General features: G+C 47.0%; 17 protein-coding genes. 5 read left to right on the forward strand and 12 right to left on the reverse strand.

The genetic code is table 11. The features are described from left to right. Positions 1 to 95: 95 nt before the first annotated feature. Positions 96 to 371, reverse strand: coding sequence for a trp operon repressor (trpR, locus tag PY479_RS05390; RefSeq protein ID WP_212593973.1), 276 nt, complete (start codon positions 369 to 371; stop codon positions 96 to 98). Between the two features lie 171 nt (positions 372 to 542). On the opposite strand from trpR, the gene PY479_RS05395 reads away from it, so the two are divergent. Continuing rightward, positions 543 to 995 (forward strand): cytochrome c, encoded by a 453-nt coding sequence (locus PY479_RS05395; protein WP_212593974.1) that lies wholly within the window; start codon positions 543 to 545, stop codon positions 993 to 995. 50 nt (positions 996 to 1045) lie between these two features. Here PY479_RS05395 and PY479_RS05400 read toward each other — a convergent pair whose 3' ends face one another. After that, a complete protein-coding gene (locus PY479_RS05400; RefSeq protein WP_343377248.1) occupies positions 1046 to 1705 on the reverse strand; it encodes a cytochrome b/b6 domain-containing protein in 660 nt (219 codons plus the stop codon). A gap of 359 nt (positions 1706 to 2064) precedes the next feature. On the opposite strand from PY479_RS05400, the gene raiA reads away from it, so the two are divergent. Further along, positions 2065 to 2400, forward strand: coding sequence for a ribosome-associated translation inhibitor RaiA (raiA, locus tag PY479_RS05405; RefSeq protein WP_212593976.1), 336 nt, complete (start codon positions 2065 to 2067; stop codon positions 2398 to 2400). A gap of 256 nt (positions 2401 to 2656) precedes the next feature. Then, positions 2657 to 4597 carry a prephenate dehydratase gene (pheA, locus tag PY479_RS05410; protein ID WP_212593977.1) on the forward strand — a complete coding sequence of 647 codons (1941 nt, stop codon included), beginning with the start codon at positions 2657 to 2659 and terminating at the stop codon, positions 4595 to 4597. Between the two features lie 60 nt (positions 4598 to 4657). Here the strand turns inward: pheA and PY479_RS05415 are convergent, their stop codons facing one another. The 10 genes from PY479_RS05415 to ffh all read right to left on the reverse strand — a co-directional run bounded on the left by PY479_RS05415 (position 4658) and on the right by ffh (position 14067). Further along, positions 4658 to 4993, reverse strand: a complete 336-nt coding sequence (locus tag PY479_RS05415; RefSeq protein WP_212593978.1) for a hypothetical protein — start codon at positions 4991 to 4993, stop codon at positions 4658 to 4660. Positions 4994 to 5107: 114 nt separating this feature from the next. Then, positions 5108 to 6193, reverse strand: coding sequence for a hybrid-cluster NAD(P)-dependent oxidoreductase (locus tag PY479_RS05420; protein ID WP_275483135.1), 1086 nt, complete (start codon positions 6191 to 6193; stop codon positions 5108 to 5110). 55 nt (positions 6194 to 6248) lie between these two features. Then, positions 6249 to 7907 (reverse strand): hydroxylamine reductase, encoded by a 1659-nt coding sequence (gene hcp / locus PY479_RS05425; protein WP_212593980.1) that lies wholly within the window; start codon positions 7905 to 7907, stop codon positions 6249 to 6251. A gap of 225 nt (positions 7908 to 8132) precedes the next feature. Further along, the gene (gene tyrA, locus PY479_RS05430; protein ID WP_212593981.1) at positions 8133 to 9272 is read right to left on the reverse strand and encodes a bifunctional chorismate mutase/prephenate dehydrogenase; all 1140 of its coding nucleotides are present in this window, start codon (positions 9270 to 9272) and stop codon (positions 8133 to 8135) included. Positions 9273 to 9285: 13 nt separating this feature from the next. Then, positions 9286 to 10377 (reverse strand): 3-deoxy-7-phosphoheptulonate synthase, encoded by a 1092-nt coding sequence (locus PY479_RS05435; protein WP_275483237.1) that lies wholly within the window; start codon positions 10375 to 10377, stop codon positions 9286 to 9288. Positions 10378 to 10577: 200 nt separating this feature from the next. Next, positions 10578 to 10931 (reverse strand): 50S ribosomal protein L19, encoded by a 354-nt coding sequence (gene rplS, locus PY479_RS05440; RefSeq protein WP_133038059.1) that lies wholly within the window; start codon positions 10929 to 10931, stop codon positions 10578 to 10580. A gap of 39 nt (positions 10932 to 10970) precedes the next feature. Continuing rightward, complete coding sequence (gene trmD, locus PY479_RS05445) at positions 10971 to 11708, reverse strand: tRNA (guanosine(37)-N1)-methyltransferase TrmD (protein ID WP_275483136.1); 738 nt, start codon at positions 11706 to 11708, stop codon at positions 10971 to 10973. 16 nt (positions 11709 to 11724) lie between these two features. Beyond that, complete coding sequence (rimM, locus tag PY479_RS05450) at positions 11725 to 12255, reverse strand: ribosome maturation factor RimM (RefSeq protein ID WP_212593983.1); 531 nt, start codon at positions 12253 to 12255, stop codon at positions 11725 to 11727. 21 nt (positions 12256 to 12276) lie between these two features. Further along, complete coding sequence (gene rpsP / locus PY479_RS05455) at positions 12277 to 12525, reverse strand: 30S ribosomal protein S16 (protein WP_212593984.1); 249 nt, start codon at positions 12523 to 12525, stop codon at positions 12277 to 12279. A gap of 168 nt (positions 12526 to 12693) precedes the next feature. Next, a complete protein-coding gene (ffh, locus tag PY479_RS05460) occupies positions 12694 to 14067 on the reverse strand; it encodes a signal recognition particle protein (protein WP_275483137.1) in 1374 nt (457 codons plus the stop codon). Between the two features lie 270 nt (positions 14068 to 14337). Between ffh and ccsA the strand changes: the two genes are divergently transcribed. Beyond that, complete coding sequence (gene ccsA / locus PY479_RS05465; protein WP_212593986.1) at positions 14338 to 15126, forward strand: cytochrome c biogenesis protein CcsA; 789 nt, start codon at positions 14338 to 14340, stop codon at positions 15124 to 15126. Between the two features lie 100 nt (positions 15127 to 15226). Then, positions 15227 to 16495, forward strand: a complete 1269-nt coding sequence (locus PY479_RS05470) for a CNNM domain-containing protein (protein ID WP_212593987.1) — start codon at positions 15227 to 15229, stop codon at positions 16493 to 16495. The last annotated feature ends 16 nt before the right edge of the window (positions 16496 to 16511 follow it).

Below are 16511 nucleotides of genomic sequence, written 5' to 3' on the forward strand. Positions count from 1 at the left end.
TAGATATGGCAACACCCAATCAGGTGCACAATAGAAAAGGCCAGCTACGGGAGCTGGCCTAAAAACTGTCAACCTATATTAGGACGGGACAAGGCTCACAAAATCAACGCCTGCACATTTGCCAATGTTGGTGCCGACATATTCTTTAAGTAATTGGAGCAGCGGGTGATCGTGGCAATACTAATTCCGTACTCGGCGGCGATCTGCCGTTGACTTAACTGTCCCTCAAGCAATAACTGAAAAACTTTTAAACGACCGGCGAATGCTTGTCGCTCCTCTTCTGTTAACAATAACTCAAATAAGCAATCGAGCTGCTCGTTCTGAGGATGTTCAAGGATTAACTGCTGAACAGCTTTCCACTGAGGTCTCATAAAGTAACTGTCATCATGTAATGATACATGATGACAGTATACCGACTCGCTTGCATGAAAAAAAGTGTATGAGGATCTCGATATTAGCTATCCATCATTAATGTTGACGCACCAATGTCTTATCAGCTAAGAATGGTGATCGAAATCACACAACTCAAGGAATGGACAAACATGCGCATTAAATTGACGTTGCTAACTTCATTAGGAGCAGTCTTCTTGGTTTCCGCACACGCTGGAGAATTCAAAAAGCCAGCAGATGCCATACACTATCGCCAGGCGGTGTTTGAAGTGATGGCGCATAACTTCGCCGATATCGGTGCCATGGTTAAAGCGAAAAAGCCCTTCGACAAAGCTACGGTATTAATGCGCGCCCAAAATGTGGCGACACTGTCTAAGTTACCGTTAGAAGGTTTTATCGAGGGTACCAGTAGCGGCCATACAGACGCCTTACCGGTGATCTGGGAAAACAAAGCTGATTTTGAAGCCAAACTTACAGCAATGCAGCAAAATGCCGCCCAATTGCTGCAGGCAGCGCAATCGGGTGACGAAGATGCCGTGAAACAGGCATTTGCCGTGACCGGGAAAAGCTGCAAAGCCTGCCACGATTTGTATAAAAAGGATTAAGCCAATGTGCAGTAGTGTCAGTCTGACTGATGCTACTGCATCAATTCACTCTACAGAGTCCCCAGCAACGGCCAAATCAACCAATAACCAATTGGGGCTGAAATTAGTAGCATCACCCACAACCAACGCTTTAGCGTGACATTACCCTGCTGGCTAACCGATACCAGAGTTGTCTGCTTGTTGCCAGTTACCATTGCCGCAATTAGTCGCTGGCCACGGATTTCATAAAACACCACGGCACTGACGTGTATCACCACCAAAACCAGTAGTAAGTTAAAGTTGCTTTTATGAAACCAGGTAAGCCAACGCGACAGAGCATCACTGACCCACGAGTAAAAGGGTCCTTCGGTGACAATGTCATCTGTGGCAAACATTCCACTACTCACTTGTAACAACAACACTAAAATCAGCGCCAGCACCATATAACCACCCAGCGGATTATGCCCTAGTGAAGGTTCATCAGGTTGTTTGCGCACGTAGCTGATGACCTGGAACGGCGACCGCAGAAAATCGCTGAATCTCGCATATTGGCTACCGATAAACCCCCAAACAATTCTGAGTAGTAGATTGATCATTAACAGATATGCAAACAGCTGGTGCCATTGCATTTCACCTTGTTCTGCACTCCACCATAACAATGCTACCAGCAACAATGTCAGCCAGTGGAAAAGTCTAACCGGAACATCCCACACCATCATTTTCTGAGTCATGTTTATATTTGCCATATCCGATATAAATTTTCGCATCCAAAATGCGCAGTAGAAAATATTCACCTAAGCTTAACTAACAAGGAAGGTAACGGAATGACGCCAATTTGACCAGTGAAGGACAATACACCGCAGGTGACAAACGAAAATTTCAGGAGGATAGCTTGCGAGCCATTCCGTCAACTATGACCCGTTACGTGCCACTATTCAAGCATTTCAACGCTTGAGTTAGAGAACTTGTATGGAGGATCAAACTTCTACGTCAACGACATTTTATTAAAAACAATTGTTGATCGAGATCACATTTCAGACCACCGCAATTGGTAATCTGGATTCACGGAAATGAAAGAGGGTTAGACAATATGCTTAAAATCACCAGCAAAGAATTCAATGTCACCGAAGCTATCCGCAACCGTATCGAAAGTCGGCTCGAAAAGCTCGATCGCTACGATGTGCAGTTAATTAACCCCCACGTCATCATCCTTACTGAAGGACCTTGGTTTAAAATAGAAACCTCCATCAAATTAGGGAACGGCCAGTTATTTGCCCAGGCCAAGCACCAAAATCTCTATGCGGCCATCAATGCCATGGGACAGAGACTGGAGAAGCAACTGAATCGACTGACTCACAAACCCGCCAAACGCACCCTGTTTAATGGGGATCTGGCAGAAGATTATGCCACCGAAGATGCGGCCTGATGAGAGTCAGCGTTTCAAGCGCCCCCACCTGGGGGCGCTTTTTTATATTTGAAACTACCTTGTGAATTTTTCGTTGACACTGTTAACTCTTCGCTTTAGTTTAAATCCGTGAACACCGTATTAGCTTTATTTTTCGTTATCGTTTATGTCCTCGATTTGGGGAGCTACTATTATTTCAGCGAAGATAACGAAATCATCAGGCCTCCCCAACGGGAGGCCTTTTTGTCTATAACCGCAATGACGTATCGGGGTTAGAATGAAAAAGGCGCCGCAACTAAACTTAGTCCGAGAACAAATAACTAGTGTCGATAAATCACTACTGGAATTGCTGGCAAAGCGGCGGCAACTAAGTCTGGAAGTAGCTCGCAGTAAAGAGATTGATATCCGTCCTATCCGTGACACCAAACGCGAAAAAGAGCTGCTGGCAGACTTGGTCAAACAAGGCAGAGAGCATGGTTTGGACGCACACTATGTGCTTAGTCTATACCAATCAATTATTGAAGATTCCGTTTTAAATCAACAAGCTTATTTACAATCACAAGCGGATTTTGCTGGCAGGAAATTACTCTATAACATCGCTTATCTAGGTGCGCGAGGCTCCTACTCCTATATTGCCGCCCATCGCTATTGTGAACGGCGAGACATGGAAATGCAGGATATGGGCTGCCATAGCTTCGGTGAGATAATTCGCGCAGTTGAATCCGGACATGCCGACTATGGCTTTCTACCGATAGAAAACACCTCTTCAGGTTCCATCAATGAAGTCTATGACTTATTACAGCATACCAACCTGAGTATTGTTGCTGAGACGACTATTGAAGTTGGGCACTGCTTGTTAGCAAAGCCAAACAGCAGTCTTGAACACATCAAGACGGTTTACGCGCATCCACAACCGATCAGTCAATGTAGTCGTTATCTTAACGAACATCCGAATATCAAATTGCATTATTGCGCCAGCAGTGCCGAAGCTATGGAACTGGTGAGTAAGGGTGATAACACCGTAGCAGCCATTGGCAGTGCGGAAGGCGGTGCTTATTATAATCTCGAAGTACTCGATCAAAATCTGGCCAATCAGAAAATTAATCAAAGCCGCTTTATTGTGGTTGCCCGCAAAGCCGTCAGTGTCCCGACCCAGATACCTGCCAAGACCACGTTAATCATGACAACTGGGCAAACGCCCGGCTCATTAGCCGATGCGTTGCTGGTATTGAAGCTGCATAACCTCAATATCACCAAACTGGAATCTCGACCAATATACGGCACCCCATGGGAAGAGATGTTTTACCTGGATATTGATGGCAATACCGCCCACCGACATGTGCGCCAGGCTTTACACGAAATGGAGCGTATTACCCGCTTCATCAAAGTGCTGGGATGTTACTCCTCTGAAAACGTGAAACCGACACAATTAGAAAATAGTCAGCTACTCATCGAGCCAGATAGTTCTAAGAACGCGCTGCCACAGGAAGCCGACAGCGCCCGTTACTCAAGAAGTTTTAAGGAACATAATACCGAGGTCGTCAGTGGTGAACTGCATATCGGCAATGGCGCTCTTGCAGCAATTACGTCGCTTAATGTGACCACGCTTGGTAACAGTTATAGTCAGCAAGCTCAAGCGTTACGCGAAGCGGGATTTCAAGCAGTTATTGTGGACGGTATCAGCCAGGTCAATAACGATGTGCTGTCGCATTTCAGAAATCAACTCAATAACTTGGGACTGCAATGCATTATCAGTGTGCAACAACAAGCCGATCTGTTATTTGCGAAATCACATGCCGATTTGCTGTTAATTCCCGGCGAGCAAATGTTCAATAAAGAACTGCTGAGCCAGCTCGGGGCCATGAATATGCCAGTGATACTGGAACGCAATAATATGGCGAGTGAGCAAGACTGGTTATCTGCGGCAGATTCACTGCTTTCTTGCGGCAATCAGCAACTGATCTTGTGTGAAGCGGGGATCCGTAGCTTTAGTCATCCAGAGCAGTTAACGCTGGATTTGGCGGCACTGGTGAATATTAAATCGATTAGCCATTTACCGATGATCATCAATCTCAGTTACATCAATGCCGATTTACAGCCGCAACTGGCGCAAGCGGCAGAACACCTGCATGCAGATGGTATTGTGTTACCAGCGGGAAATCTGAAAGAACAGCGACAACTGCTGGCTGAAATTTACCGGCAGCATAGCCAGCCATAATGCGACCAAACATAAGGCCCTGAAATATCAGGGCCTTATGTTTCTAATGCTACACGTAAATCACATTGCGACGCCATCGGTCAGATTCAACCAACCTTTAAAGATACGGTAACTAAACCAAATCATTCCCAATGCGAAGAAACTCAAACTGAGCCACAACGCACTCACCCAATACCCCAATAGCATCAACATCAACAAGCCGAAAATGCTATGTCGTTGCCACCGCAAATGGCTACCCATTAATGACGCTGGCGCAACCTGTCGCTGACTAAAATTAATCAACAGACTCAGTACCACTGGCACTAAAAACAGCGGAAACGCACACATAAGCCCGTATAGGAAATGTCCTAAACTACGATCTTCTGCGAGTATCAATTGCGAGTGGGCACCGGTCATCGTTTTTCTCCAGCCAACGTCAGTGAAGATAGGGCTACCAGCAGCCCGTCACTTTAACCATACTTTGTGAACTCTAATTGTGCAATGCCCTATCATTAATTCTTGTTTAACCAATTAATTTCCCAGTGCTAATTTAATATCAGACAATGGTCGACTCGAGCAGGCTAATACCATCCCTGACGCGATCTCGTCAGCTGTAAGTGTTTGTTGACTATCAGACGCCACGTCACCTTCTACGACTCGGCATTTACAAGCACCACAAACGCCGCTACGACAGGCCGCAATAATAGGCAGTTGCAGTGCTTCAATCCCTTCCAGCAGAGTCTGCGTGCCATTGAGAGATGTTTCATTACCATCCACTTGCAGCGAATACGAACCGACAGCCGCCTTTAAGCTTGGGGAAACTTCCATCCCAAAGCTTTCTTGGTGATACCTGGACATATCAAATCCAAGCGCTTCAAACAGACTTTTACACGCGTTCATAAATCGTTCGGGGCCGCACACAAAAACAGTGCGGTCAAGAAAATCTGGGGCCAATTGCAACAAACGTTCGGCATCAAGATATCCGCTAAGCCACTGTCCACGCTCAGACTGAGGTAACACCAGTTCGTGCTGCACTAACACTCCCAGAGAAAAGCCAGCGTAGTGTTCAGCGATTGCGTGCAAGCTGTCACGATAGATAATGTCGGCTGCAGTCCTGGCGCTATGAATAAAGCAGATATCCGCATCAGGCCCTAAGGTGTCTGTCAGGTAACGCGTCATGGAATATACTGGGGTGATCCCACAACCGGCACTGAGAAACAGGTAACGCTCCGCTGGGATATCAATCAGGTTAAAATCACCATAGGGACCTGATGCCAATAAACTGTGTCCGGGCTGCAGATTATCCAGCAGGTAATTAGAGACTTTACCGCCCTCCACCCGTTTAATCGTCACCGTTAGCGAATGCGGCCGCGACGGTGATGACGAGATGGTGTAAGAACGATGAAATAATGAATCGCCAATCTCCAAGTGAAAGGTTATAAACTGGCCGGGCTTAAAGCGAAATTTGATCGGTTCGGCAGCTCTAAAACGAAAACTTACCACATCAGTTGTTTCCTGCCAGCGCGCCGTGCAGATCAGCCTCAGCTCACCCGTTTGCCAGTCATTTGCGATAAAATGCTGCGCCGCTGCGCCATACAATTCAGTGGCATTAATCATCGGTTATTCTCCCTCAAAACGATAAGCGCGACAGGTGCCGCGCTTATCAACAACATCAGGCAGCACCTAAGATGCTGTTAAGATCTTCTTCTACTGTACTGACATTTCGCAGACCAAATTTATCTTCCAATATCTTCAACAAATTAGGTGTGAGGAACGCGGGAGGAGTCGGCCCGGTACGGATGTTCTTTACGCCTAGGGAAAGCAGCGTCAGCAGGATGACAATTGCCTTCTGCTCAAACCAGGACAACACCAGGCTCAGCGGTAGCTCATTCACACTGCAGTCAAAAACTTCTGACAGGGCCAGTGCCAGTTGGATAGCGGAATAGGCATCATTACACTGACCAATGTCCAGCAAGCGAGGGATCCCGTTGATCTCGCCAAAATCCAGTTTGTTGAATTTATATTTACCGCAGCCAAGCGTCAGGATCAGACTATCTTTCGGCGTTGCTTTCGCAAAATCGGTAAAGTAACTGCGTTCAGCCTTATCACCATCACAACCACCCACCAAGAAGAAATGGCGGATATTACCGTTCTTCACATTTTCAACTACGGCAGGAGCGGCGTTCATCAGCGTGTTACGTGCAAAACCTATGGTGATCAGGTGTGGGATTTCATCATACTTAAATCCTTCCAGTGCGAGAGCCTTCTCAATCACCGCTGTAAAATCGTCGCCGGTCAGATGCGTAACACCAGGCCAACCGACGATACTGCGGGTGAAGATGCGGTCAGCATATTTACCGACATTCGGATCAATAATGCAGTTGGAGGTCATCACTACGGCACCCGGGAAATTGGCAAATTCTTTTTGCTGGTTTTGCCAGGCACCACCGTAATTTCCGACCAGATGTGGGTATTTCTTCAGTTGTGGATAAGCCAGTGCTGGTAGCATCTCGCCATGGGTATAGACATTAATGCCCTTGCCTTCCGTTTGCTGCAGGATAAGCTCCAGATCTTTCATGTCATGGCCAGACACCAGAATCGCTTTACCTTTTACTGGCTTAGTATTCACTTGTGTTGGCTCAGGATGACCGAATGTGGCGGTTTCACCACTATCCAGCATCTCCATTATTTGATAGTTCAGTTGGCCTATATCCATCGCGGTAGTGAACAGCTTGTCTGCATCTTCACTATCAGTAGCTAAAAATCCCATGATCTCGTGAAATTTTCCCGCAACTTCGCTGCTGGTTTGCCCCAACACCCGTGCATGTTCCATATACGCTGCAGCGCCTTTAAGGCCGTAGAGGCACAACAGACGTAAGCCTAAGATATCTTCGTTAACTTCGCCCCGATTCGGTGCCGCTTGTTTTGCCTGAACTAATAATTCAGGTTTGGTGGTAGCCAACAACAACTTGGCAGCAACTGGAAACTCCTCTGGCACCAGACCATTTTCAGTACAGATCAATTGATATTGTGCCTGCAAGCGGTCACGTAACGCGGCAGCGATACGGGCATAATCGACGATACGCTCGTCATCAAAATTCACATTCGTTAGGGTAGAGAAAAACGCTTTGGGAACAAAGGTATCGACTTCTGCATCAATTACCCCAAATGTTCTCAGCCGTGCGGCGTAAAGAGATACACCTTGTAGCATATAAATCAGCAGATCCTGGAGATCTGATGTTGAAGCCAATTTGCCACACATGCCTTGGGAATAACTACAGCCATTAGCGGCTGGGGTTCGGATGGTTTGCTCACACTGAATACAAAACACAGTAGGTCTCCTTAATCATGCATATTTTTTACATGTTTTAAGTTAGTCTACTGAAAACTTAACCAAGGCCAACCTCGTTGTAGCAAAAGAGAGAGCCAGATCACCTTACTTTTTCGTTGGTGACGTTAAGAAAAAATATAACTAATTGAATAAAATAAAAAATGCCCCGGACATACTGAATATCGAGGACATTTTTTTAACTAAGAGGAAAACCGCTAGAAGTGCTTAATGACTTTTCAAATCATTAACTGACTGTAACATGGCGCGGCTTTCATGCTGAAATTGCGGTGCCAATTCGCCAAACCATTGCGCCACTTCACGGAAGCGACGAATGAACTCTTCGCGATCACCAGATTCCAGTACTGTCAAAGCCTCAGAATAATTGGCCAGATAATCAGATATCGCCTTAAGGCTACCTTTTTGCGCGAAAATGATATCGGCATATAGCTCAGGACTCTGTGCAAACAAACGACCAACCATCGCCAATTCAAGACGATAAATAGGTGAACTAAACTGCAGTAAACTTTGCATATCTGCATGTTCGCGACATAGATTCAACCCATATACGAAGGTTGAAAAATGCCGCATTGCCTGCACCAGTTGCATCGCTTTATCGTGTTTCACGGCTTCAGCCTCAACCAGTCTGGCACCCCAAATCTTAATCTGCTCCAGTAACCAGCCATAAGCCTCTGCATTTCTGCCATGGCACACAACAACAACTTGCTTCGCGAAGCTGCCGACATCTGGGCCAAACATCGGATGAAGTCCCACAACAGGCCCTTTGTGCGCCGCTAGCATGGCTTCTAATGGTGCAGCTTTAACCGATGTCAGATCCGCCAGAATACAATGTTCAGATAACTTAGTGAGTTTTTCCTGGATCAGCTCACAGGTCACTGATATTGGCACGGTGACTAACACCAAGCCGGCACCATCAAATAATGACTCAGCCATATGCCAGTCATTCTTGTCTAGCAGATGCACATCATAGCCAGATAAACTGAACATATGAGCAAACAACTGTCCTAGCTGACCTTTACCACCGATAATGACGATCTTACCGAGCTGCTCTTTTACCTGTTTAAAACCGACATCCTTTTCATTCAGGTAAGATTCCCGCATCAGTCTTCGCAACACATCTTCAATAAGTTGCGGTTGGATCCCCATGGTTTCCGCCTCTGCGCGGCGCTTGGCAAGCATTGCGGCTTCCCTTTCCGGCGCGTAGATCGGCAAACCAGCACTATGTTTCACGGCACCGACTTGAGCGACAAGATCCAGGCGCTTACGCAGCAGATGTAATAATTGCTGGTCAACACCGTCAATAAGATCCCGTAGCTTTTCCAGCTCTTCGGTGGTCTTCTCATTCATATTATATTTTCCCTCAGGCATTAGCGGCCCTGAGCATATCAAAACGGGTTGGCAGGATTGGCGCTAGTTGCTTCGCTCCTTGCCGTAATAAAGATTCAGTGGAGGTCCAGTCAATACAAGCATCAGTCACCGAGACCCCATACTGCAATTCTGCCAGAGGTTTATCACATTTCTGATTGCCTTCAAACAGATGACTCTCCAACATCACACCGATAACAGATTTATTGCCTTGAGCGATCTGCTGGAAAACATCACGACACACCAATGGTTGGCGCCGATGATCTTTACTGGAATTACCGTGGCTGCAGTCAATAATCAACCGCGCAGTCAATCCGGCTTTATGTAACGCTTCAGCACTCTGCGCAACACTCTCAGCATCATAATTAGGTTGGGTACCACCACGTAAAATCACGTGTCCATCTGGGTTACCACGGGTTTGTAACAATGCTACCTGCCCTTGTTGGTTAATGCCCATAAACCGATGTTTGCTGGCGGCCGATTTCAGTGCATTGATCGCAACATCAATACTACCATCAGTGCCATTTTTAAAGCCAACCGGCATTGATAAACCGGAGGCAAGTTCACGATGAGTCTGCGATTCAGTTGTTCTGGCCCCAATGGCTGACCAGCTGATAAGTTCCGAGATATACTGAGGACTGATAGGATCCAGCGCTTCGGTGGCCACAGGTATTTCCAACTCGGCGAGGAATAACATTAGCTCCCTTGCCTGACGTAATCCTTTTTCCAGATCAAAAGATTCGTCCATATCAGGGTCATTGATCATCCCTTTCCAGCCAACCGTAGTGCGCGGCTTTTCAAAATAGACTCGCATCAGAATATAAAACTGATCTTGAAGTTCATCTCGCAGTTGCTTGAGTTTCAGGGCATACTCTTTAGCAGACGCCAGATCATGTATTGAGCATGGGCCAGTGATAACCAGTAAGCGGTTATCTCGCTTATGCACAATATCGGAAACTGTTTTACGGGCGTTAAGGATAAATTGATGGGCTTTCTCAGAAAGCGGTAATTCCTTTTTTAGCTGTTCCGGAGTGAACAGTACCTTTTCCGCACGTATCCTTACATTTTCCAGCGGATTGGCTTGCATTGATTGTTCTGACACTTACTTCACCTGATATTTGACTGAACGACTCGTCGTATTATTGTAACGTTACACCATTACATCACCAAATCAGTCTGCCTTTATTTTCTAACAGGATCAAGCATTGTTTTTAATATTTACAAAACAAAAACCCGCCATATAGGCGGGCTTCTGTGCGAACACTTGCGTTATCTAAAGTAACTGACTTATTTAGTAGCCAGTTTTTCGCGGATACGTGCAGCTTTACCTGACAGATCACGCAGGTAGTACAGCTTAGCACGACGCACGCGACCACGGCGTTTAACTTCGATGCTGGCAACCAGAGGGCTGTGAGTCTGGAACACACGTTCAACGCCTTCACCGTTAGAGATCTTACGTACGGTGAACGCTGAGTGCAGGCCGCGGTTACGCTTAGCAATAACCACACCTTCGAACGCCTGCAGACGTTCTTTGTCACCTTCTTTAACACGTACCTGAACGACTACGGTATCACCGGCGCCAAAGGCTGGTACGTCTTGTTTCATTTGCTCATCGTTGAGCATTTTGATGATTTTGTTCATTTGTATCTCCGTTCTAGAATTAACTGAGCTTGACCACGCTTAGTCCATTTGCTCAACGAACTGCGCTAACAGGGTCTTTTGTTCGTCAGTCAGAGCTAGAGTTTCAAACAATTCCGGCCTTCGCTTAAGAGTTCTCATAAGACTCTGCTGCAAACGCCAGCGTCTAATTTGTTCGTGGTTGCCACTGAGCAACACTGCTGGAACTTCTTCGCCATCCAGTACTTCCGGCCTCGTGAAATGAGGGCAATCGAGCAATCCGTCAGAGAAGGAATCCTGCTCTGCTGAGGCTTGTTTTCCCAAAACCCCGGGAACTAACCTCGAAACGGCATCAATTAAGGTCATCGCCGGTAACTCACCGCCCGAAAGCACGTAATCACCTACAGACCATTCCTCATCAACTTCCGCATTGATGATGCGCTCGTCGATACCTTCGTAACGACCACACACTAGAATCAGCTTGGAAGCCTGTGCCAGCTCAGCTACGCCTTGCTGTGTCAGCTTGCGTCCCTGAGGTGACAGATAAATCACCTTAGCACCTTCGCCTGCAGCTGCCTTGGCAGCATGTATAGCTTCGCGAAGCGGCTGTACCATCATCAACATTCCTGGACCACCGCCGTAAGGTCGATCGTCCACCGTGTTGTGGCGGTCATACGTAAAATCACGAGGATTCCACGTTTTTAGTTCCAACAGACCGTTTCTAACGGCCCGACCCGTAACACCAAAATCGGTTACTGCTCGAAACATCTCCGGGAACAGGGTGATGACCCCTAACCACATAAGCTGTTTCCTCGACTTAGAAGTCCGGATCCCAATCCACGATTATCTGCTTTGCCGTCAAGTCCACCTGTTTGATGAACTGTTCGGTGACAAAGGGAACCATACGCTCCACCTTGCCAAAGGCATCTTTAGCGTTGGCTTTAATCAACAAGACGTCATTAGATCCTGTTTCCACGATCTGATCGACCACGCCCATGTTGTAACCTTGCGTGTTAACCACTGCACAACCGATAAGGTCACGCCAATAGAATTCATCTTCCGGCAATGATTTCATCTGTTGTGGCAGAATACCGATGTCACAGTTAGTGAGCATCTGTGCCTGCTCGCGAGTTTCCATACCTTCCAGCAAGGCAATCACTGTATTGCCATGGAAACGCCAGCGATCAACTTTCACTTCACGCCATTCACCCTGTTGTTGAATATACCAGGGAGAATACTCAAAAATACCTTCAACAGCTTCGGTATAGGCGGTGATTCTCAGCCAACCTTTTACACCATAACTGGAGCCTATTTTGCCCAGTACAACTGGTTCGGGGTTACTGCTCATCAATCTATACCTTTATTACGATCAAGCAGCTTTAGTAGCGTCTTTGATCAGTTTTGCAACACGTTCGCTGGTAGCAGCACCGTTAGCCAGCCAATGCTGAACACGGTCCATATCCAGACGCAGCGCTTCTTCCTGGCCACGAGCCAGTGGGTTGAAGAAGCCAACACGCTCGATGAAACGACCGTTGCGTGCGTTGCGGCTGTCTGCCACTACGATGTTGTAGAATGGACGCTTTTTAGCGCCACCACGAGATAAACGAATGGTAACCATGCGTTCTAGTTCCTCTGTTTGATTTGCTTGCCAGCAAAATAAAAACTGGAACCCTGTGTTCGCCAAGAGTCCCAGCATAGAAAGCCGGGGAATTTTACCTGACTTTTAGCCAATTGCAACCGCATCAGGCCAAAATTACCCCATGAAAATCATAGCCCGCTAACGTGTTTAACGTCCCGGGAAACGCATTCCTGGCGGCATCATTCCGCCCATACCACGCATGAGTTTGCTAATACCGCCTTTACCCGACATCTTCTTCATCATTTTTTGCATCTGGGCAAACTGTTTCAGCAGGCGGTTAACATCTTGAATCTGTGTGCCAGAACCGGCTGCAATACGACGCTTACGCGAGCCTTTGATGATATCAGGGTTGCGACGTTCACCCGGCGTCATGGAATTAATCATAGCTTCCATCTGAGCAGTCAGCTTACCGCCTTGCAATTGAGCCATGGCATCTGGGGGCAATTTACCCACGCCGGGCATCTTTTCAATCATGCTCATCATGCCGCCCATGTTTTTCATCTGTTGCAGTTGTTCGCGGAAATCTTCCAGATCAAAACCACCGCCGGACTTCACTTTCTGAGCAAGTTTCAATGCCTTTTCTTTATCGACACCACGTTCTACCTGCTCAATCAGCGACAGGACATCGCCCATCCCCAGAATACGTGAAGCAACCCGATCTGGGTGGAACGGCTCCAGAGCATCAGTCTTTTCACCAACACCTAAGAATTTAATCGGTTTGCCCGTAATGTGGCGAATCGATAACGCCGCCCCACCACGTGCATCCCCGTCAACTTTGGTGAGAATAACGCCGGTAAGTGGCAATGCATCATTAAATGCTTTTGCAGTATTAGCCGCATCCTGCCCCGTCATGGCATCCACCACAAACAACGTCTCTATCGGATTAACGGCAGCATGCAGCGCTTTGATCTCATCCATCATCGCTTCATCGACATGCAGACGGCCGGCGGTATCGAGAATCACAACGTCGATAAATTTACGTTTGGCATGTGCAATCGCAGCACTGGCGATATCGACAGGCTTTTGGCTGACATCGGAAGGGAAAAATTCTACTTCCACTTCCTGCGCCAAGGTTTCCAACTGTTTGATAGCGGCCGGACGGTAAACGTCGGCACTCACGACCAATACAGATTTCTTCTGCCGTGTACGCAAAAATTTCGCTAATTTGGCTACGCTGGTTGTTTTACCGGCCCCTTGCAAACCCGCCATCATCAATACGGCGGGGGGCTGGGTTGCCAGATTTAGTGCCTCATTAGCCTCGCCCATCGCATTTTCGAGTTCACTCTGGACGATTTTGATAAATACCTGCCCAGGCGTCAGGCTTTTGGTAACTTCCTGACCTACAGCGCGCTCTTTAACGCTGTTAACAAATTCCCGCACTACGGGCAACGCAACGTCGGCTTCCAACAGCGCCATGCGTACTTCGCGCAGCGTATCTTTGACGTTGTCTTCAGTGAGACGACCGCGACCACTGATGTTCTTCAGCGTTCGGGAAAGGCGGTCAGAGAGATTCTCAAACATGGCGTGTTCTGTTCCGTATATTTAATTACTGCAGTTGCAGCGTATTATAACCATGTCGTGGCAAGATGCCACCAAGCAAGGCATAGCGAATACCGCTGACTCCGCAACTGGAACTTATTACACGATTTTGCAACTAAAGGATTGTGAACAATTTAATTTTTGTTGTCTGTGTCACTGCCCAAGCGTGTATCACTCATGTTATTCTTACGGCAGCAATTTCTTGCGGTTTACCACCGTATCTTTATCAATAAAGGAATAGGTTAACGTCTGATGGTCATTCTTCCTGCTGTTGCAATGGTGTTTTACGCCGTGGCACTGATTTTGGTGACAAGTCGCCTTTTTCATCCCGAAGGCCCGAACAGGAAACTGGTGACAATTTTTGCAGCCATTGCTGTATTGCTGCATGCCTTTGCCCTGTATCCAGCCCTTTTCACTTCTCATGGACAGAACTTCAGTTTAACCGTTGTGATTTCCATGGTGTGCTGGATCATTGCGCTGACATTCACCATTGTGATGTCACACATTAAAGTGATCGTATTGGTGCCTGTGGTATTCGCCTGTTCAATTATCGGTGTAGCTTTATTATGGCTAGTACCTCCACAATACATTTTGCATTTCGACCAACATCCAGAAGTGTTGGTGCATGTGGTATTATCGCTGATGGCATACAGCGCGTTACTGATTGCGGCGTTATATGCGGTACAACTGCTGTTTATTCAGAATAAACTGAAGAAAAAGCAGCCACTGATGACGCATGCGATCCCGCCATTGTTGACGGTTGAAAAACAACTTTATCACTTGGTGATCATTGGTCTGATTCTGCTGAGCTTGTCGCTGGCAACAGGTTTTATCTTCATGGATAGCATGTTTGCCGGGGGTCAGGGACATAAAGCGGTTTTGTCTATCATGGCATGGTTTGTTTATATCGCTATGTTGTGGCAACAGTACACTGTTGGCTGTCGTATCAAGACTGCCGTCATCTATACCATTACCGGCGCCGTGTTATTGTCACTCGCGTATTTTGGTGCCCGTGCGGTAAAAGAGCTTATCCTCAATTAAAAGAAAATGCCTGGCGGCAGCCAATCTGCCGCCTGATAGCTTGACACCTAAACTAATTCCCAGTATTTACTAGGCTTATTATTCCTTACGGAGCCCATTTTTGGACGCTATATCGACCGGCGCGCTTCTACTGATCCTGCTAGTCCTGATCCTAATTTCAGCTTATTTCTCCGGTTCAGAAACCGCTATGATGACCCTGAACCGTTACCGACTGCGCCACCTCGCCGGCAATGGCCATAAGGGAGCCCAACGGGCTCTGAAACTGCTGGAACGCCCTGATCGCCTTATCGGGCTTATCTTAATCGGCAATAACCTAGTTAATATTCTCGCCTCTGCAGTCGCAACCGTTTTAGGTATGCGCCTGTATGGTGATGTAGGAATTGCGATTGCGACTGGCGTTTTGACCTTTGTCGTGCTGGTTTTTGCAGAAGTGACCCCCAAAACACTTGCCGCACTGCGACCAGAGCCGGTAGCGTTCCCCTCCAGTTTGCTGCTGAAATGGCTGTTATGGTTGTTACTGCCACTAGTAAAAGTGATGAACTGGATTACTTCATTCATCCTGCGCATGATGGGGGTTAAATCGGTCAAACACAGTGATGCACTAAGCCAAGAAGAATTGGCAACGGTGGTGCATGAAGCTGGCGCACTGATCCCGCGTCGCAATCGCGATATGCTGTTATCAGTTCTCGACCTCGGCAATGTGTCTGTTGAAGACATTATGGTGCCACGCAATGAACTGTACGCCATCAATATCAATGATGATTTTAAAAGCATCAACAAGCAGATTATTCAGAGTCCACATACGCGGGTACTGCTGTTTCGCGACAATATTGATGATGCCGTCGGTTTTGTCCATTTACGTGATGCACTGCGTCTGCAATCTAAAGGACAATTCAGCAAATCGTCACTGCTTCGTGCTGTCAAAGAAATCTACTATGTGCCTGAAGGAACGCCACTGAGTGTACAGCTGGCAAATTTTCAGAAAAATAAAGAACGCATCGGACTGGTGGTTGATGAATATGGAGATATCCAAGGGTTAGTTACACTGGAAGATATTCTGGAAGAGATTGTTGGGGATTTTACAACGTCGATGATCCCGACCGCCAGTGAGGAAATTACCCCGCAACAAGATGGTACTTTCCTGATCGATGCCACCATTAATATCCGGGATCTCAACAAAGAGAAAAATTGGAATTTCCCCACCGATGGTCCTAAAACACTCAATGGCTTAATTTTAGAGTATCTGGAAGATATTCCCGCCGCCAACACTGGGCTGCGTTTGGCTGGCTATCCCATGGAAATCATCGAGGTTGCGGATAACATGGTAAAAACGGTTAGGGTAATGCCCCAGTTTTACCGCGCATCCTGATTACTGCCATACGATA

It is taken from the genome of Shewanella sp. A32, assembly GCF_029167175.1.
GTDB lineage: Bacteria > Pseudomonadota > Gammaproteobacteria > Enterobacterales > Shewanellaceae > Shewanella > Shewanella yunxiaonensis.